21 protein-coding genes and 1 tRNA gene are annotated in these 19,047 nt (G+C 41.8%); 13 read left to right on the plus strand and 9 right to left on the minus strand.

Going from position 1 to position 19,047, the window contains the following annotated elements:
• Positions 1-42: 42 nt before the first annotated feature.
• Positions 43-849, minus strand: a complete 807-nt coding sequence (locus K0A89_09920) for a hypothetical protein (GenBank protein MBW6518803.1) — start codon at positions 847-849, stop codon at positions 43-45.
• 187 nt (positions 850-1,036) lie between these two features.
• On the opposite strand from K0A89_09920, the gene K0A89_09925 reads away from it, so the two are divergent.
• Genes K0A89_09925 through K0A89_09945 form a run of 5 tightly spaced genes read left to right on the plus strand, consistent with a single transcriptional unit; the run spans position 1,037 to position 6,212 of the window.
• Positions 1,037-2,092 (plus strand): M42 family metallopeptidase, encoded by a 1,056-nt coding sequence (locus tag K0A89_09925; GenBank protein ID MBW6518804.1) that lies wholly within the window; start codon positions 1,037-1,039, stop codon positions 2,090-2,092.
• A gap of 39 nt (positions 2,093-2,131) precedes the next feature.
• Complete coding sequence (locus K0A89_09930; protein MBW6518805.1) at positions 2,132-3,979, plus strand: cation:proton antiporter; 1,848 nt, start codon at positions 2,132-2,134, stop codon at positions 3,977-3,979.
• 10 nt (positions 3,980-3,989) lie between these two features.
• Entirely contained in the window at positions 3,990-5,171 is a 1,182-nt protein-coding gene (locus K0A89_09935; GenBank protein ID MBW6518806.1) for an ATP-grasp domain-containing protein, read from the plus strand.
• Positions 5,172-5,205: 34 nt separating this feature from the next.
• Positions 5,206-5,700, plus strand: coding sequence for a transcription factor (locus tag K0A89_09940; GenBank protein ID MBW6518807.1), 495 nt, complete (start codon positions 5,206-5,208; stop codon positions 5,698-5,700).
• A complete protein-coding gene (locus tag K0A89_09945) occupies positions 5,697-6,212 on the plus strand; it encodes a TIGR00295 family protein (GenBank protein ID MBW6518808.1) in 516 nt (171 codons plus the stop codon). Before K0A89_09940 ends, K0A89_09945 begins: the two co-directional genes overlap by 4 nt.
• Here the strand turns inward: K0A89_09945 and K0A89_09950 are convergent.
• Together K0A89_09950 and K0A89_09955 are read right to left on the minus strand one after the other, a co-directional pair.
• On the minus strand, positions 6,209-6,610 hold the full coding sequence (locus K0A89_09950; protein ID MBW6518809.1) for a hypothetical protein: 402 nt from the start codon (positions 6,608-6,610) through the stop codon (positions 6,209-6,211). The genes K0A89_09945 and K0A89_09950 overlap by 4 nt on opposite strands.
• A gap of 68 nt (positions 6,611-6,678) precedes the next feature.
• A complete protein-coding gene (locus tag K0A89_09955; GenBank protein MBW6518810.1) occupies positions 6,679-6,999 on the minus strand; it encodes a DUF2551 domain-containing protein in 321 nt (106 codons plus the stop codon).
• A 1,181-nt stretch (positions 7,000-8,180) separates the two neighbouring features.
• Between K0A89_09955 and K0A89_09960 the strand changes: the two genes are divergently transcribed.
• Both K0A89_09960 and cofC read left to right on the plus strand, forming a co-directional pair.
• The gene (locus K0A89_09960) at positions 8,181-9,140 is read left to right on the plus strand and encodes an ADP-ribosylglycohydrolase family protein (protein ID MBW6518811.1); all 960 of its coding nucleotides are present in this window, start codon (positions 8,181-8,183) and stop codon (positions 9,138-9,140) included.
• Between the two features lie 24 nt (positions 9,141-9,164).
• Positions 9,165-9,821, plus strand: coding sequence for a 2-phospho-L-lactate guanylyltransferase (gene cofC / locus K0A89_09965; protein ID MBW6518812.1), 657 nt, complete (start codon positions 9,165-9,167; stop codon positions 9,819-9,821).
• Positions 9,822-9,835: 14 nt separating this feature from the next.
• Here the strand turns inward: cofC and K0A89_09970 are convergent, their stop codons facing one another.
• From K0A89_09970 to mer, 3 genes are all read right to left on the minus strand, one after another.
• A complete protein-coding gene (locus K0A89_09970) occupies positions 9,836-10,354 on the minus strand; it encodes a nicotinamide-nucleotide adenylyltransferase (GenBank protein ID MBW6518813.1) in 519 nt (172 codons plus the stop codon).
• Entirely contained in the window at positions 10,327-11,361 is a 1,035-nt protein-coding gene (locus tag K0A89_09975; protein ID MBW6518814.1) for a Coenzyme F420 hydrogenase/dehydrogenase, beta subunit C-terminal domain, read from the minus strand. Before K0A89_09975 ends, K0A89_09970 begins: the two co-directional genes overlap by 28 nt.
• A 105-nt stretch (positions 11,362-11,466) precedes the next feature.
• On the minus strand, positions 11,467-12,450 hold the full coding sequence (gene mer, locus K0A89_09980; GenBank protein ID MBW6518815.1) for a 5,10-methylenetetrahydromethanopterin reductase: 984 nt from the start codon (positions 12,448-12,450) through the stop codon (positions 11,467-11,469).
• Between the two features lie 154 nt (positions 12,451-12,604).
• On the opposite strand from mer, the gene K0A89_09985 reads away from it, so the two are divergent.
• The 6 genes from K0A89_09985 (at position 12,605) to K0A89_10010 (ending at position 17,952) form a co-directional block, all read left to right on the plus strand.
• Positions 12,605-13,282 carry a methyltransferase domain-containing protein gene (locus tag K0A89_09985; GenBank protein MBW6518816.1) on the plus strand — a complete coding sequence of 226 codons (678 nt, stop codon included), beginning with the start codon at positions 12,605-12,607 and terminating at the stop codon, positions 13,280-13,282.
• Entirely contained in the window at positions 13,283-14,086 is an 804-nt protein-coding gene (locus tag K0A89_09990; GenBank protein MBW6518817.1) for a rhomboid family intramembrane serine protease, read from the plus strand.
• A 65-nt stretch (positions 14,087-14,151) separates the two neighbouring features.
• A complete protein-coding gene (locus tag K0A89_09995; GenBank protein MBW6518818.1) occupies positions 14,152-14,802 on the plus strand; it encodes a DUF2150 family protein in 651 nt (216 codons plus the stop codon).
• Between the two features lie 28 nt (positions 14,803-14,830).
• Positions 14,831-15,805, plus strand: coding sequence for a class I SAM-dependent methyltransferase (locus K0A89_10000; protein ID MBW6518819.1), 975 nt, complete (start codon positions 14,831-14,833; stop codon positions 15,803-15,805).
• Between the two features lie 81 nt (positions 15,806-15,886).
• On the plus strand, positions 15,887-17,815 hold the full coding sequence (locus K0A89_10005; protein MBW6518820.1) for a threonine--tRNA ligase: 1,929 nt from the start codon (positions 15,887-15,889) through the stop codon (positions 17,813-17,815).
• 62 nt (positions 17,816-17,877) lie between these two features.
• Positions 17,878-17,952 (plus strand) — tRNA-Pro (locus tag K0A89_10010).
• Between the two features lie 17 nt (positions 17,953-17,969).
• Here the strand turns inward: K0A89_10010 and K0A89_10015 are convergent.
• Genes K0A89_10015 through K0A89_10025 form a run of 3 tightly spaced genes read right to left on the minus strand, consistent with a single transcriptional unit; the run spans position 17,970 to position 18,982 of the window.
• Positions 17,970-18,242 carry a hypothetical protein gene (locus K0A89_10015; GenBank protein ID MBW6518821.1) on the minus strand — a complete coding sequence of 91 codons (273 nt, stop codon included), beginning with the start codon at positions 18,240-18,242 and terminating at the stop codon, positions 17,970-17,972.
• 33 nt (positions 18,243-18,275) lie between these two features.
• The gene (locus K0A89_10020; protein ID MBW6518822.1) at positions 18,276-18,626 is read right to left on the minus strand and encodes a hypothetical protein; all 351 of its coding nucleotides are present in this window, start codon (positions 18,624-18,626) and stop codon (positions 18,276-18,278) included.
• A complete protein-coding gene (locus K0A89_10025) occupies positions 18,623-18,982 on the minus strand; it encodes a hypothetical protein (protein ID MBW6518823.1) in 360 nt (119 codons plus the stop codon). Before K0A89_10025 ends, K0A89_10020 begins: the two co-directional genes overlap by 4 nt.
• Positions 18,983-19,047 lie beyond the last annotated feature (65 nt).

Here is a 19,047-nt window from a genome sequence, read left to right on the forward strand (position 1 = left end):
TAACCCACGTATTGATAAAATTGTTGACATTTCTGCATCTGATCAGCGGGGGTTAAAATCAGGAATATCCAGGTTTATATCATCTTCAATGTCAACACATGATATGGGACATGCCAATTCCTTCCATTTCTTCATAAACATGAACAACGTCAAACCGGTCAACATTAGTGCTGACAACAAGAATAACCACGATACAACTGCGGGCAAAACCATACCATACAGGTGTACAGCTACGGAAATGAAAAAAGCGGTGACAGGTAAAGTTAACTGCCTGATAAATGTACGAAATGTCCTGAACCGTAATACAGCGGTCAAATCCCTGCTGACATTGTTGTCGTTAAGAAACCGGGTCATTTCATCAGGTAACTCATCTCCCAGACAAAGAGCGGTCTTGAAAAGGGTGTAAGGGGTAAGGGAATACTTGCACATACATGCCAGTTTGCCATCTTCCTCCTGCAGTCTTGCTATGTCTTTCTCCATGACCTCTATTAGCTCGTCCTTGAAGCTCTTGATATCCTCATAGGCTGTGCAAACCAGAAGGGATAGCAGGAGTAAAGGTTCACTATGCCCTGCCTGTACTGCGTTGCGGCGAATTTGTTCTATCCTGTACAGGGGTATATCCATGTCCATAAGGTCACCTGTCAGGTTGGTCGCCTTGATGGTTACGGCTGTCTGTCCCGTATTTTCGCGGAGTTGCCGGATGAAGATGGAACGTAATATGGTAAACCTGCGGGCTGCGCAGTTATTTTTGAAATAGATGACGATGAATGTAATCTTGAGGAAAAGGATGAGGGTAAAAGTCAAAATGAGAGTTGGGGTTGTTATAAAAGGTGAAGGGTGCAATATCATTATATGATTTATTGTATCCGGATATTGATAAAATTGTTGAATTGAATTTTATCTCCATAAAATTAAATTAATTATACTTTAAAAAAAGTACACTCATAACACACGTACACCAAAAATAAAAATCCACACCTTAAGGGATAATATTAAAATCTTATAAGTAGTCTAATAAAAATAAATGGTGAGAAACATGGAACAACTGGATAAAATGCTAAGACTTTTTTCAAATACTCATGGAGTATCTGGCTATGAAAGTAATGTAAAACAGCTTCTTGAAGAAAAACTGAAACCCTATTCTGACGAGGTCAGGACAGACAAACTGGGCAACTTCATAGCCATTCGCAAGAGAAGCGGGCCTTCAGTCATGATAGCAGCACACATGGATGAGATAGGACTCATGTGCAAATATGTAGATGAAAAAGGATTTGTCCACTTTGTCAAACTGGGCGGCTGGTTTGACCAGACCCTGCACAGCCAGCGAGTAATACTCCACACTGAAAAAGGAGACATCTACGGTGTCATCGGTGCTAAACCTCCTCATGCAATGAAAGAAGAAGATAAGAAAAAACCCGTCAATGCCGAAGATATGTTCATTGATATTGGAGCAAAGAATGAAAAAGATGCCCAGGATATGGGTGTAATTCCAGGCGTCACCGTCACCCTGGACCGCCAATATACTACACTTGCCAATAACAGGGTCACAGGTAAATGTTTTGATGACAGGGCCGGAATCGTAATGATGATCGAGGCCATGCGACTTATCCACGAAAGAAATATTGACGCAACCGTGTTTGCAGTAGGCACGGTGCAGGAAGAAGTTGGCCTGAAAGGTGCCCGTACCAGTGCATTTGGCCTGAACCCCGATGTATCCCTTGTCTCAGAAGTTACTGTAGCTGGCGACCATCCTGGTATTGAAAAGAAACACAGTACCATAGAGCTCAGTAAAGGTCCGGCCATAACTATTATTGATGCAGGCGGAAGGGGTCTTATTGCTACTGAAAATGTTGTGAAATGGTTACGAGAGACAGCAAGAGAATTTGACATCAAGGTTCAGCTCGATGTAGCCGAAGGCGGCACTACAGATGCCACTGCCATTCACCTGACAAAGTGCGGTATACCATCATCTGTGATAAGCATCCCATCAAGGTACATCCACTCTCCCGTAGAGGTCATAGACCTTGAAGATTTACAAAAAGGTGCTGAACTCTTAGCACGAGCCGTGGAAACAGTAGGCAAATACTTTTAAATACTCAATAAAACAACAATGGCCAGGTGATAAAAAAGGATGACAGAATCTGCATTCTTGTTAGCCACCCTGGCTGTTGTACTGTTAATCGGTATTGGCGCCCAGGTGCTATCCCGTATCTTCAAGATGCCCAGTATCGTATTTCTTCTGGCTTTTGGTATCATACTTGGGCCTGAAATCCTTAATGTTGTAGATACATCAAATTTCCAGAATGAACTTGAAGCGATAGTAGCACTTTCAATAGCAATTATCGTCTTTGATGGTGGAATGCAGATAAACATCAAACAGATGAAAAAACTGCAAAAAAGCATTGGTAACCTGATAACATATGGTGTCCTCATAACATTTATTGGGGCTTCACTATCAGCACATTTTCTTTTAAACATAGATCCTGGCATGAGCATGCTCTATGGTGCTCTGGTCTCAGCTACCGGACCTACCGTAATAACACCACTGGTAAAGCAGATACACGTTACCAGGAAGATCAGCAAGACACTTGAAGCCGAAGGTGTGCTGAATGACCCTGTCAGTGTTATCCTTGCAGCACTGGTTTTTGAATTTATGCTGCTAGGCCTGCCAACTGTCGATGCATTGGGATCACTGGCAATGAGACTGAGCATGGGCCTTATACTCGGTATTGTTGGCGGTGTAATTCTCGCCTATATCCTGCAAAACATAACCATGATCACTGCCCAGTATGCCCGGTTATTTACCCTTACTGCAGTATTGTTGACCTTTTCAGGAGCAGAAAGATACGGGGACGGCTCGGGTATACTGGCAGTGGCGGTATTTGGCATTATTATAGGGTCAACCGACATAGCACATAAAGAGTCCATTAAAGAGTTCAAAGGTGACCTGGTAATAATATTACTGTCAATTATCTTTATATTGCTGGCATCATTGATTCGCTTTGAATACATAATTAATCTCGGAGTGTGGGGTGTGGTAGTAATCCTGATATTGATGTTTGTCATCAGGCCTGTTGCAGTATTTGTATCCACTGCCGGGTCTAACATGTCTTTCAGGGAAAAAGCATTCATTTCTATTATCTCGCCCCGGGGTATAGTACCTGCATCCATGGTTACCTATTTTGCAATACGAATGCAGAATTTAAATGTAATACCCGGTAATGATGGAGTGGATATGCTTGTAGGATTAGTATTTTTAACAGTTATTTTTTCAGTCGTTTGGCCCGGCTTGTTTGCTGGCAGAATTGCACGGAAAATCGGAGTAATACCTATGGAGATAATGATCATTGGAGGAGGAGGGGTGGGCAGGGAGCTCGCCCAGAGACTGGATAAACGCGGTGAGAACGTTGTTGTGATAGATACGGATGAAAAAAACTGCCAGAAGGTCATGGAATTAGGCATTAAGACCGTCCATGGTGACGGCAATGACATTAACATACTTGAAAAAGCGGGAATCAGACATGCTAAATACATAGTGGCAACCACAGACAAAGACAATGTTAACCTGCTTTCCTGCCAGCTCGCAAAAAGCAAGTTCGGATTTTCCGGTAATATGCTGGTTGCCAGGGTGAACGATCCCAATAACCTCCCTCTGTTCACTGAAATGGGTATAAGGGCTATGAGCCCGGTAAAATCCACGACAATTATTCTGGAGAACATGATTGGCCGGCATGATCTATTCACTATGTGCGAAGTAGGTCACCAGGGCGATATTATCGAAATCGAAATATCCAACCCAAAGGTGATCGGGAAAGCCATCAAAGACGTAAAGATACCAAGAGATAGTTTGATAGTGCTCGTACGGCGAGGTGACATCTCGATTATAGCTCACGGAGATACCATTCTTCATGAAGGTGACCACGTAACGATCATTGGGCAGGCTGGAGTAGCATCTGAGGCAGCCGGTTTATTATCGTAATTAAATCAAAATGAGAATCCTGATCATTGGTGTCAACACGCGCCATATTGCCTGTTCTGCTGCACGAGCCGGACACACAGTTCATACTATTAGTATTTTTAATGATATTGACCTGATGGAATGTGCATCTAAAGCTATAGTATGTAACATACCTGATATACACAATATTGACCTTGATGAAATTGCAGCCGCAACTTCTTCCCTGCTTCCGGTGGATGGCATTGTGCTTGGCCCAGGATTTGAACATCTTGAACACTGGATACGTGAAAAAATTGACCTCAAAATACCGGTCTTCAATAATTCCCCACAAACAATTACCCATATGTCAAATAAGGTATGGTTTGCACACAAACTCAAGGAAATGGACATAAGGCACCCTTACACATTGCCCCTGGCTTCCATAAAAACTCAGGAAGACTGGACTGCAGGATATCCAGCCATGATAAAGCCAATAAGAGGGGCCGGTGGAATAGAAAATATTCTCGTACATGATGCCTGCGACCTTACGAGGTTACTTCGTGAAATCGGCACGGACAAAAACAGATTTCTTATCCAGGAATTTGTTAAAGGAACACTTGCAAGCGTGTCAGTCATTTCTACAGGGCAGCAGGCTGTAGCTATTGCAGTCAACGAACAACTTGCCGGACTAGGATGGCTCACACGTATGCCTTTTGCATATTGCGGTAATATCACTCCGTTTGAATCCGATTACAGCACATTGATGTCCGATACCGCCATCAAACTGGCAATTACATTCAATCTCATGGGTTCAAATGGCGTGGACTTTATAATAACAGAACAGGGCCCGGTTGTTCTTGAAATAAATGCAAGGTTTCAGGGAAGTATTGATACTGTGGAAAATGCAACCGGCATAAATGTCTTCCAGGCGCATATTGATGCATTTGAAAATATGATACCTGCCAGACCCAGTTACAGGCAATATACGATTAAAACTATATTCTTTGCTCCTTGCAGGTTTACTGTAGGTAAAAAGGTATATGAATATTTACTGCTATGCTTAAAGTCTGGCAATGGCGCTGATGTTCCTCCTGAAGGGACGATGGTTAACATAAATGAACCCGTAGTCTCATTTATCTCCTGCGGAGTAAGCAGGCAACAGGTGATACAGCAGGTAAATAATTATGTTGACGGGCTTGTTGATAGATTAAACAAAGATAACACGGAAGATTAATACTATAATAAGTTAAATGAGGTTAGGTGATATGTTGGTAGATTTGGATAACATTGCTATTCGAGGACTTCTCTCGAATCTCGTAGGCGAAGAAGGGATGAATGTTGTCCTGAAAATGCCTGAAGGTGAAGTCACTGATGAAGACGTATCTATAGTGACTGAAGTTCCTTTGAATATTGTCAGGCGTACTCTGTATATACTTTTTGAGAACAGGTTGGCGACTTACAGACGTGAAAGGAATAAAGATAGTGGTTGGCTCACATATTTGTGGAAAATTGATATGAGCGGGATAAATGAACTGCTCGAAAATGAGACAAATAAATTATTGAACAATCTCAAGGTCAAGCTCGAATTTGAAGATGAGAATATGTTCTACATTTGTGTGAACAATTGCGGAAGGTTTGTTTTTAACATTGTGGCAGAGACCGAATATCTCTGTCCAAGCTGTGGCGAAGAAGTGATTTTTGAAGATAATGAAAAAGTCAAGCAAATCTTGAGAAAACGTATCCAAGAGTTGCAGAACAATTGAAACCTGATAAATCTGAAGCCCTTGACCTACTTAGAATTTCAGGATGTAGCGAGAGGGTTTTGAAGCACTGTCTTATTGTGGCATATCACGCAAAAGATATCGCAGAGAAAATAAGACATAACGGATATCAGGTGGATGTGGAACTGGTCTTTATCGGGGCACTTGTACATGATATTGGTCGTTCCGTCACCCATGACATAAAACATGCAGTGGAAGGGGCACGTCTTGGAAAGGAATATGGTTTACATCCAGCTATCATTCGCATAATTGAAACCCATATCGGTGCAGGTATTCCGGAAAATGAAGCTCTAACTATAGGGCTACCTCCTGGAAATTATATGCCCACCACTCTTGAAGAAAAAATTGTTGCCCATGCAGATAATATGGTTGATGATGATCATATCGTTTCTATTACAGAAGAAGTAGATGCCCTCAGAAAAAAGGGAATGCATGAAAGCATTGTTAATAGAACAATTGAATTGGGTTTATATATTGATGAAATGATGGGTTAGAGATTTTCAGGGTCATTGTTCATCATCGCTGACCACCACCATACAGCCATGTCATGGGTATCTTTACTGAACTGGCCCGAGAGCCGGTATTCACCGTTCTTGTTACTGATGAGGCCGGCACCAAGTAATTTATTTCTCATGGAATAAAATGAAGCCTTTCCAATACCCAGTTCTTCAGAAGTTTCTTTCCATTCACTGGTCTTTATTGGTTCATTCTTTTTCTGCCTATCATCTATTAACATTATAAATTTTTTGCCAATCGATGCTGTTTTTTCTTCCTGGAAAAGTCTGCGCATTAATTCATAAAATGGGTCACGTGAACGACTTATTCTACTATTGGCATCCGAACGTACCCTGATGGTGGTCGATGTTCTTGGTGCATCTTTTACATATGTCATAAATATAACTATTATGTACTATCTAGAATAAAAAAGGATACCTTGACTCGACAATCCCAAGACTATATTTATATGGTATTGGTAATCGGCATTTTGAGTAAAGTTTTGACCATATCAATATAATCATCTTTTAATGAGTATACAATTGTGGTCTTGTAGGATTCTTTATGGGCATTAAGTATTCCCAGTTTTGAATGAATATATCCAATCATAGAAGCCACCATATTATGGGACACATCATATTTCTTAGAGAGAATATTATAAACTACATCTACAGTAGCTTCTTTCACATTTAAAAATATATTCAAAATGAAATTTCTAATTCCATCAGTATCTAATTCAATATATTTTTCAAGGCGTTTTTTAATCATTTCTTTAAGATATCCCATATCCATTGCTCCGTTTGGTTTAAGGATTTACTCAGATAATATATCTTTTGATTTTAACTCTATAAATAGATTTCTATAATTTAATCATTATACTCATCTATTATCCCTCATTTTTTTCAGGATAATTTAAATTAATATATTTCCATTTAATATATTTCCATTTAATATATTTCCATTTAATATATTTCCATTTAATATATTTCCATTTAACATATTTCCATTTAATATAATCCCATTTAATATAATCCCATTTAATATATTTATATTTAATATAATTTAATGTGTGTAATTTAATACATTTTATATCCATTGAATTATATATATATATATATATATATATATAAATAATAATATAAAATAAATTATTATATTATTACCCATATCAATATTGTCTGTTGATTGTTTAGTCTATATTGATATCCATAATATTCGGCAGTAAAAAAATTACTGAAGGTTATAATTTCTATGACTGTAATCAAATTTGAATTGGATTATTGGTTTCTACCGGTTCTAGATCTCACATTCCTATAGTCTCTGATCCCGAACTTATTCCACAACATTCTGCTATATTCGGGCTATCTTCTCAATTCCAAAGACTATAGTAATATGGTGTATGCAGTGTACAAACCCATGATGATCTACAAATTATTATTTTCTGTAACATATATAGTCTTGGCACCCATACATTCCCATATAGTACCAGTATGGGTTATCCCGAACATTTTTTTTGCATGGAATTTACCCTATGCGTATAACCGCATATTATACACTCAAAGTGTACCCTAAATGTATCAATTTACTAATTATAAATATAGTCTTATAAAAATTAACTGCATACATTATTTATATAATTTCTAAAAAAATGTTTATCTTAGGGAGTTCATATACTATTTTTCGGGATTTATATTAATACCGGATAATATATTATTTATTATAGTCATATATAAATTTATTATATAAAATAAATAATTTAAAGTATCTTTGTTAATATGTATACTATTATGTATATATTAACAAATATAAATAATACAGGACTATATATAAAAATTACTGGATAATAGTCTATTAAAATGTGGATAGAAATATAAAAATACACACATATATCTGATTGCATTAATTATATGATATGCGGAATAATCAAAATCGATGGATTTATTGAGACACAGGCAATCACATAATATATGTACCGAAATAAATTTATCGGATGCCTTTTGGGCAGTGCTATAGGAGATGCGCTGGGAATGCAAACCGAAGGAATGAAGCCGGATGAAATAAAGATGAAATTCAATGTCGTATTTGATTATGGCAAAGGCAGACCGGGAAGTAATAATGAAAAATTGAAACCCGGACAATACACCGATGATACTGAACAGACAATAATTCTTGCCAGGTCTATAGTAGCAGCCGGCAAATTCGATGCAGAGGAATTCTCTAAACGATTATTGGAACATTACCAGATAATAATGAGACTGCCTGAACTGAACAGGGGATGGGGGACTACCAGTTTAACTGCGTGCAGGCATCTGGCTGATGGTAAAGGATGGAAAGAATCCGGTGAAGATTCACCTACATGTGGTTCAGCAATAAGAGCATCTCCTATTGGACTGTTATACCCGGGCAAACCCGATAAAACAGAAGAAACATCCCGTACATCTTCATTACCAACCCACACAAATCCAGAATCCATTGCTGGTGCTGTAGCAGTAGCTGCAGCAATTTCCCTGGCAGTTACGAACACCGATCCTGACGTCACCATAAAGACATCTTCTGACCTTGCCAGAAAATATAGTATAAAAATGGCTGATAAAATACAAGCCGTGGAAAAAGTGAGACATATTCCGGACATCAAAGCATTTTCCATTCTTGGTACTTCCATCATGGCTACTGATGTAGTACCTTGTGCAATGTACTGTTTTGCAAGAAATCCCCTGGACTTCCCAAAAACCCTTATCACAGCGATCAATGCAGGCGGAGATACTGACTCAATAGCATGTATTGCAGGAGCCATCAGCGGTGCATATCTTGGAGTTGATGCTATCCCGAAAAAATGGCTTACCAGGCTTGAAAACCGTGACGAGATTGAGTCTATTGCATTGGAACTGTGGAAAATAGCTAAACATAATATACAGTATGATGTTTAGATACACTCGAGGACTGATATTCGTATGAGAGCTGTGATTCCATTCAAGAAGGATAATGCGAAGTCACGTTTATCTGAAGTGCTTTCCAAAAACCAGAGAGAAGAATTTGCACTAAAGATGCTGCACGATATAGTCAATGTACTTATCGAATCTGATACCTTCACTGATATTGATATATTAAATTCATCTCTATCCAGTATAATCAATAATAACTACCCCTTAGATGTTAATTTACTTGTGAGCGATAAAAACCTGAACGATGCATTGAATGAATACCTGAAAAGAGCATCCAGCCATACAAATGACGAAATATTTATAATAATGGCCGATATGCCCCTGGTCACGAAAAAGCAGATACACCAGATGACCGCACTTAAAGGAGATGTTATTATCGCCCCAGGCTCGCGTGGAGGGACCAATGCTTTACTTATCCGGCGACCTGACATATTTCGCGTAGATTATTACGGTACAAGTTTTCTGGACCACCTGAGAATATCAAAAGAAACTGGGCTTGATGTGGATATTTTTGATTCGTTTATGGTGAGTACTGATATTGATGAACCCGACGACCTTATCGAATTGATGATACACGGTCAAGGAACTGCTGTCGAATATCTGAAAAATCTTGGCATTTCACTTGATACAAGTACGGGTAAACTGGATTTTGGCAATAAAAAATAACAGGAATCGTTTAATTATATTGAATCCCTGCCAGAGATTAACTTCAACCTCTCTACGCCGCCTATCTCATTAATTATATCAACTGTAGAAGAAGGAACTAAAGATTCCCATCCTTCACCTGCTCCCATCCTTCGGCGTATCTCTGTACCAGAATATTGCTCACGCAGGTACATTGGAGACTGTTTCACTTCGATTCCAGCCTCTTCAAAAAGCCGGATAACAAGTGGATTATTTGAGTAAACTACCTTGAATGGTGGTGTCATAGAAATAATGTGGGATATCCAGACTGAATTTCGCTGGATATCCTCAATCGGTATAATGTAGTGTTTAACATCGAGGTTCTCAAGGGCCCGGGATATCATTAGTACCCGTTCCCCGGCTGTGAACAGATCATCCTGTTCATGGCTGACCTGGGCGCTTCCGATTCCGATTATGATCTCATCTACTTCATGTGCGATTGATTCGAGCACGGTCTGGTGTCCCAAATGAAAGGGTTGAAATCGTCCTATGTAGAATGCTCTTCCGGAGTCCATTCTCCACCAGCCCAGACTACTTCATTGAACTTCTTGTAGTCCCATGAATTGTTCTTGTGTTTTTGGGCTGCAAGTTTCTGGATAATCTCCATGAATAAAGGTTTATCGTCATATTCAATTCCCTTTACCTTATCCAGACATTTCTTACCCGTTTCATTGCGTACAAAGATGGTGCTCCAGCCGTCAGGACTGCCTACGCTACCCACAGTGATATCTGCATAATATGACGTATAGTCCATACAGTGATGGCATGGTTTTCGTGCCAGGTGAGCAATTTCCTTGATCGGGACCAGTTTTTTTTCATCCGCAGTCTCAGCTACGAACTTGCCCTTGGCAAAATCAAGTTTCTTAACAGTTTTTCGATCCAGACCCATGATGTTTGGTATGATATTCTCACCCATATCATCATACGTGAAGCTCTCCATGCATATCAGGCCTATTACCAGTTTTATTTTATCAGTAAGGTTTTCCCTGAACAGAGAAGCCGCATGCGCCTGACAGGGAGTGCCAACCACAGCAATCTTTTCATAGTTCTTAAGTACATCACGCAATTTTGATATTACCGGTTCATAGGTATATTTAGTTCCACCAGCACGGGAAACATCTTCTGCACTGGTCAGCACTACTACCTCTGTTTCCCAATCAGCATTCCGTGAAACACTCAGAGCTGCATCGATCTCACCCTGCTCAAAGAGGGATTTGAGGATACCGGTCACTACTGCGCCATCCTGACCAACCAGGGAACTCTTGCCAACCCGCTGTTCAATAACATTATCGAACTCATCGTCACCAGGAAAACCGTCCAGTATCGGACAGATACGCTGGCATGCCAGGCAATTCTGGCAGGTCAGACAGGTGTCGCAGTCAACATAACATTTCCTGTGTGCACAGTAATTGTCTTCCCTGCTGACTTCGCTGAAGAGTTTTACCACAGTAGGCTCATCTACCGTCGGTGAGAACTTATCGTAATTCGCCTTATCGTATAACTGCACCCTGGCGGCCCGCATGGGGCAGATGGCTTCGCATCCGCCGCATGCCGTACACAATGTATTTTTTATTACCTGGTATATCTTCGGGAACCCCTTTTGTGGCACGGGGATCACAGCACTCACCTATTTGCCTCCAATAATTTCCTTGCCTATGAGTTTAATGGCTGTCTCTTTATTGGGACCAATCGGTGATCCGCATACGATCTGTGTAACACCGATCTTTTGCAGTTCTTCCACTTTCTGTTTACACTTTTCAGGTGTTCCGCAAATGGAAAATGCATTGATCATGTCCGTTGTTACCATTCCGCCCATCAATGAACCGAAGTCTCCCTTTGCAATAGCTCCACCAATGTCTGATTTTACTGAAACTGGGATGCCATGGCGTTCAAGCACCATATCAGGTGAACCTGCTACGATGAACGCAACGACGATCTTGGCAGCTTCTATGGCTTTCTCTTCCTTTTTATCGATAGAGAAGCATGCGTATGCCCCAACATCAACCTCTTTGGGGTCCCTTCCAACCTTTTTAGCTCCGTCTGCTATTGCCTTGATGGCTACTTCGAAGTCTTTTGGATGTGATGCGTTGATCAACACACCGTCTGCCAGTTCACCTGCAAGTTCCAGCATCTTCGGGCCCTGTGCACCCAGGTAAATGGGTATTTTACCGGCCTTGAATGCCATCTTGGCACCAGCGATCTTGACTCGCTCACCGTTCAGGTTAACTTTCTTACCTGCAAAGAATTCTCTGAGAGCTGCGATTGATTCTCTCGATGTTAACAGGGGCTTTACCCATTCAATACCCATTGCATCAAAGGTAGCTTTGTCACCGGGACCAATTCCCAGAATGGCCCTGCCACCTGAAATATCGTTAATTGCAGCAATACTGGATGCAGTGACTGCAATGTTCCTTGTATAAGGGTTAGTTACTCCCGTCCCAAGTTTTATCCTGTTGGTGTTCAATGCCAAAACAGCCAGGGTAGTATAAACATCCCTGTTATTGTAATGGTCTGTAATCCACACATTATCGAATCCCACGTCTTCAGCAAGTTTTGTATAACTTGCCAATTTTAACACGGGGTCACTAGGTACAAATTCTATTCCAAACAAATACGTCCCTCCATAAACTGGTAAAAGTATTGATTCATTACTGACTTAAAAGCATATTGGTTTTGTTCGGGAAAAAGGATATGACGGAGCGAGGTTATGAATAAATCCAAATATCCCGAATTATCTATCGAAATTCCTGGTAAAGGTATAAAATATGAGATTAGATGCATTTTTAGTTGAACAGGGACTTGTAGCCAGTAGAGGCAGGGCTAAACGTGCCATCCTGAGCGGTCAGGTATTCGTGGACGGAAAGCTTGTTTTCAAACCTTCCACCCGGATCGGATACAATAATGACATAAAAATTATGGAAAATACAGACGTCCCTGCAGGTTACCTGAAACTGAGAACTATCCAGCAACAAACACAGTTCATACATCCCGGAGATACAGTGCTGGATCTGGGTTCCAGTGCAGGTGGCTTCATTCTATTCGCATCCGAGATCGCAGGCAATATTATTGGTATCGAGTTCAGTGATGAATGTATGCCTTCTCTTGAAAAAGTGACCGCATTACACGATAATGTCCAGGTGATAAAGGGGGACATTTTCAACATTCCGCTTACCTCATTGTCCGAACGGCCCGTGGATGTGATTTTGAACGATATTACCGTTGAACCAGAGGATTCCATCAAGGTGCTTGAAAGAATCCTCCCCCTGTTAAAACCTGGTGGACGTATATTACAGGTATTAAAGCTTGGTGACAGGAGCGGACTGAAAGAACATATTAAAAGAATGGAGGGGATCGGCCTCTCAATACAACATATGATCGAACCTGAGAAGAGAGAAGTATATGTGATAGCAGTACGAAAAGGAGAGAACGAGGCGAAAGAGTAAATGGCAGAACTATGCAGTGTATGTGGAAAAAAAGAAATGCTGCCCTATAAGTGCAAATTTTGCGGCTGGACTTATTGTTCACAGCACAGGTTGCCTGAGAATCATGAATGTGCAGGGCTGGAAATACTCAAAACACAAACAAGGAACAGTGGCGGGATTGTTTACCATCCTGAACCCGAACCGGTGCGGAAGCGAAGCATGGGCATTCCGGGCCTGGGTCGCCAGATTAAGTCGCCTTATGCCATTCCGGTATCAAGGAATTACTCGCTCTATATCATAATGGCATGCGTGGTAGTATTTTTTCTGCAGCAGTTGATTCCTGCATTTACCGGCCTGTTCCTGTTAATACCCCAGCTGGCTGCCATTCGTCCCTGGACTGTATTTACCTATATGTTCCTGCATGGAAGTGGGGGTCACCTGTTCTTCAACATGCTCGTACTGTTCTTTTTTGGTCCCATCCTTGAGCGGAAGATAGGGAGTTACCAGTTCCTGGTAGTATATTTCGGTGCCGGACTCTTATCAGCACTGGGACATATGATATTTTCAGGTTCACCCGTCCTGGGTGCCAGCGGGGCCATATACGGAATATTTGCATGTCTTGCACTGCTGGAGCCTGAAATTCGTGTATATGTCTATTTCATCCCGATGAAAATAGCCCAGGCACTGGTACTGTTTGCCGCCATTGATATACTGATGATGGGTTCCAATGACATGATAGCCCATGCGGCACACCTGTCAGGCCTTGTATTCGGATTATACATGGGCCTGAAATTGAAAAAAGGCGTCTCAAGGTCAGCATGGTGAACAGTTAAGTCGCAAAGTATAATTATCTACAGGTGGATTAACAAATAATCAGGAGCAATCGAACAATGGCAAAGAAAAAAGGAAAGGCCAAGAAGAAATCAGAAACCAGCCTACAGAGTAATGTTCATTTTCCGTTCTATTCACAGGAGAGATGGAACAATTGGCTGGAACAGGTCAAAAAAAGCGGTTTCGAACTCAAGGAGGACGAAGATCGGGGAGATTCTGGCAAGATATTTGTTACTATGGAAGATGACATTATCCTGGCTTGCCTCAAGGTTATTTCCAAATTCGATAGTAGTGCCCTCACTGTTGATGGGGCATTCGATGCCCTCAATGAGATCAAGACCATTGTACTGAAACCACTGGATCCTATCAATGAGTCAATTGACCTGATGCTTGATTCACTGCAGACATCGTTGATAGCTGTTTTTGCTTCTTGTGAATGTTATTTCGACGGTGCTTATGACAGGGCGGCTGACCTTACTCCTATCATAAAAAGTGCTTTAGAGGCAGAAGAAGCTGATGACCCGGGAAGTGCTATAGGTTATATTGCAGCCATCGGTGCAAGCGTGCTCGCGGGGGCAGAATTGCCTGAAGATATATTGTCAGATATGCCTTATGGCCTGGTGGCTGAGTGGATAGACGGTATAGATTCCATTGCCGCTGCCATGATAGGAGATGACAGTTACAAATTCGATGAACCCGATGATGAATAAATAGCATTGGGTTTCTTTTATTACAGGATTGAGTGTTGTGCTGCTTCACCAGGTTCTGGGTCTGGACGCTGATGCGAACCTGTTCATGCCTGAAGAAGGATACAGCAGCCTGAACGACCTGTATCAGACCCTGAGGTTTATGGAACAGATTGTTCAGTCCGGCAGGATTGATGGTCAAATCAGACGTATACGGGATGAGTCTGGGGATATTATCTGTCTTGCCATCAATAATCAGGGCACGGATGAATATCCGTCCTTCTGGGCAGTGTTCACAAATGTAGTAGCCCGTGCTGGAATTAAATCTGCGGCTGCAGGAATGTTTGATTCTCTTGCATCATCTCTGTTGCAGTCTGTCGATGATGTTAATTCAAACGAGGCATCACAGCAGGAACTGGAATTGGCCTTACGGGAGTATTATTCTCTTGCCCTGGTGGAGAGACAGTTATGTGATGGCTGTGTAAAACCCGGTGAAACCTACGAAATGGTATACCTGGATATCAGGGTGCAGCGGTTGGATATGCTATTCAGGAAACTGGGGCAAAGGTTCGATGCTTCAGGCAGAACACTGGAGATATGCTGTGGTAACGGTATGGCGACCTTATCGCTGGAAAAGCTGGGTATTTATCCGCTAACCACTGATTATGACCGCTGCCAGGTTTGTCAGGGACTGGAGCATGAGGTATTGAAAACCGGACGTACCATTGTGATGGATGCCACACGATTGACCCATTTTTTTGATGACAGCTCATTTGATGCTGTGATGGGTTTCATGCTTGGTACCATTTATCATTTCAACAGGGATGTCTGGGCCGCGATGATGGCTGAGTCCCTGAAGGTAGTTAAGCCGGGCGGAACACTACTGTTTACCGTGAACAGGCGCGATGAGATGGACATATTAAAAGAGGTACTCGACGGTTTGGGTGCAGTGGGTGAGGTCATTGATAATACCGATAAGAACGGGATATACGACCAGTGGGTGTATCTCGGACAAAAAAAAATGTAACCGGAACATGATAATAATAAACAAACAAAATCCTTATCTTACCTCAGCATTATCAATTACCAAAATATCGGTGACTCTATTATGCAGATACTACTCATTCATTCAGACCATATCGAATACCAGGTAAAGAAAAAGACCCCGGTGGCAGAGGAAATCCAAGAAGACATGCGCCAGGGCAGCATGGACGAAGCCCTCACTGTTTTTATCGCAGTGGAAAAGGTGGACGAATCCGACCCTGGAAAAGCTGTTACAAAAACGGTTGACGAGATCAAGAAAGTAGCAGAACAGGTCAAAGCAGAGAATATCATGCTCTATCCCTATGCCCACCTGAGCAGTTCCCTATCATCACCAAAAGTGGCAGTCAAAGTCCTGAAGGACCTTGAAATTGCACTAAAGAGTGATTTCAATGTCAAACGGGCTCCTTTTGGATTTTACAAATCCTTTGAGATCAAATGCAAGGGTCATCCCCTGTCTGAGCTATCAAGGACCATCAGGGTAGAGGCTGAAGCATCTCCTGATACTACCTCATCAACTGTATCTGCCTCACGAACCCCACCAGCCGAAAAAGAAGAAGTGATCAGCGAGGCCATCAAGGCAGAGGCAAAAGCAAAATCCTACTGGCATATCCTGACACCAAACGGGGAATTACACTCTTTTGATGATTTTGACTTTACAGGACATGATAACCTGCGCAAGTTCAGGGATTATGAAGTGTCCAAAAGCCGGGCTGTAGACCGCACTCCACCCCATGTAGAACTGATGAGACGGCTGGAGATTGCGGATTACGAACCGGGCAGTGACAGCGGCAACATGCGGTTCTATCCAAAGGGTCGGCTTATCAAGAGCCTGCTGGAGAACTATGTACTTGACCGTGCAGCAGCTATGGGTGCCATGGAAGTAGAGACCCCGATAATGTACGACATGAACCACCCCACGCTGAAGAAATACCTGGACCGGTTTCCTGCAAGGCAGTATTCCATTGAAGCTGACAAGAAAAGCCTCTTTTTACGATTTGCTGCATGTTTTGGCCAATTCCTCATGAACCATGATATGACTATTTCCTACCGTAATCTACCCCTGAAGATGATTGAACTTACCCGCTACAGTTTCCGCAAGGAGCAGAGCGGCGAACTGGTAGGGCTTAAACGGCTTCGTGCCTTTACCATGCCTGATATGCATACCCTGGCTGCAGATATGGAACAGGCCATCAAGGAATTCGGACAGCAATACAATATGTGTATCAGCGTACTGGATGCTATGGGGCTGGGGCTGGAAGATTACGAAGTCGCTATACGGTTTACCAGGGATTTCTATGAGGAGAATAAAGAGTTCATTACCGAACTGGCCCGGGTCGTGGATAAACCGGTAATTGTAGAGATGTGGGATGAGCGATTCTTCTATTTCGTGCTTAAGTTCGAGTTCAATTACATTGACGCACTGGACAAGGCAAGTGCCCTGTCCACCGTCCAGATAGATGTGGAGAACTCAGAGCGTTATGACATCAATTATATCGACCAGGAAGGGGACTCCCGGCAGCCCACGATCCTGCACTGCTCGCCCAGCGGCGCCATTGAACGTATCATTTACGGCCTGCTTGAGAAGAACCACATGCTGGCAGAAGCCGGTGGGGTACCCATGCTGCCCGTATGGCTATCGCCCACCCAGGTAAGGGTGATCCCGGTGGCTGAGCGGCACAGGGAAGCGGCAGAAGAAGTTGCACTGATGATGGGCTGCAGGACTGATATTGATGACCGGGACGAGACCGTGGGCAAGAAGATACGGGATGCCGGACGGGAATGGATTCCGTATGTGGCTGTGCTGGGCGATGAGGAGTTCCAGAACGGGGAGCTGGCTGTTAACATACGGTCCGAGAGCCAGCCCAACAAGCCAAAACAGGTGAAGCTAAAGGCATGGGACCTGAGCGCAAGGGTTCAGGCCGAAATTGCGGGAATGCCGTATAAGGGTCTTGCTTTACCGTTGTATCTTTCCATGAGGCCCAGGTTCTTTTAAGTGGAAAGGCTTTTAATCAATTAATGTGTAGTGAAGGCAATATTCAGGCAGTAGTTCATTGCGGGACAGTAGGGTAGCTTGGCCCATCCTCGAGCGTTTGGGACGCTTGGACCGCGGTTCGAATCCGCGCTGTCCCATTTCTTATTTATTAGTACTATTCGCTTTTGTATTCCTCAAAAGTATTTACAAGCTGTTCAAAACAAGATGGGGTATATTTTTGGAAATTTTCTTCGTCAACAAATACATAATCAAACATTATTTCTTTTTGTGATTGATTGATATCCTCGCACCATTGTTTTAAGCGGCTCATTTTTAATAGAACATCCAGATCTTCCAACCCTTTTGTTTCAATAATATAAATCTCATTTTCAGATTTCTTAACAATGAAATCCGGGTAGTAATTCGATATATTACCATCAGCATTCACATAATCGATACGGAAGTTCACAGCAAAATAATCCTAATCGTTATACCCCGCAGCTCTGCTGCGGTTGGGACAAGCCATGGTCAATGCAACCTCAGTAGCCTGAGACATGAGATACCCCACAGCTCTGCTGTGGGGAGCTTCATTTGGCTCAATAACTTCATCTTCCCAATAGATTGTTTTAATCCCATCTGTATTTTTGACTATTTCGATATAGAGGGGTTGAAACTCTTTGTTTTGGCTAAGGCTTTCGGTTGCTTTAACTTGAGTGTCTGAAGTAAAATCCAAAGTTAAGGTCCCAGTTGATTCTGCAGAACTGGCTGAACTGACAACTGTACTCATGCTAAATATTGAAATAAGAATAAATATGTAAATTACTTTCTTCATTTTAATATCCTCCATTTTTTGTATACAAAACTGATTAGAGTGCCGATTATAATACCGAATATAGGAATTGAAAACACTAACAAAGTACTTGAATTACTTATTATTCCATATTCATCTAGATAAGAAAATATCAATATCATTATTGATGCTGGTAAAGTTAAAATCATAAAGAAAATAGAAGGATTAGCACTACTGGTTGGCCCACCAGAAGTCAAAATCCATAGAGCAAGGCTTATCAATCCCCATATTCCTCCAATAATCGCACATATTATTGTCCATTTATCTATCACAATAATTGATTTTTGTTTTACTGGCATTCTATTTTTAAAAACGGGGTCATCCGATCTAGTATTCATAAGTCCTTAACACCCTAAAAAAAAGTATTAGCTTCTGATATCCATAATTTCTCACCAGCATTGCT

The organism is ANME-2 cluster archaeon (genome assembly GCA_019429385.1).
Taxonomy (GTDB): domain Archaea; phylum Halobacteriota; class Methanosarcinia; order Methanosarcinales; family Methanocomedenaceae; genus Methanocomedens_B.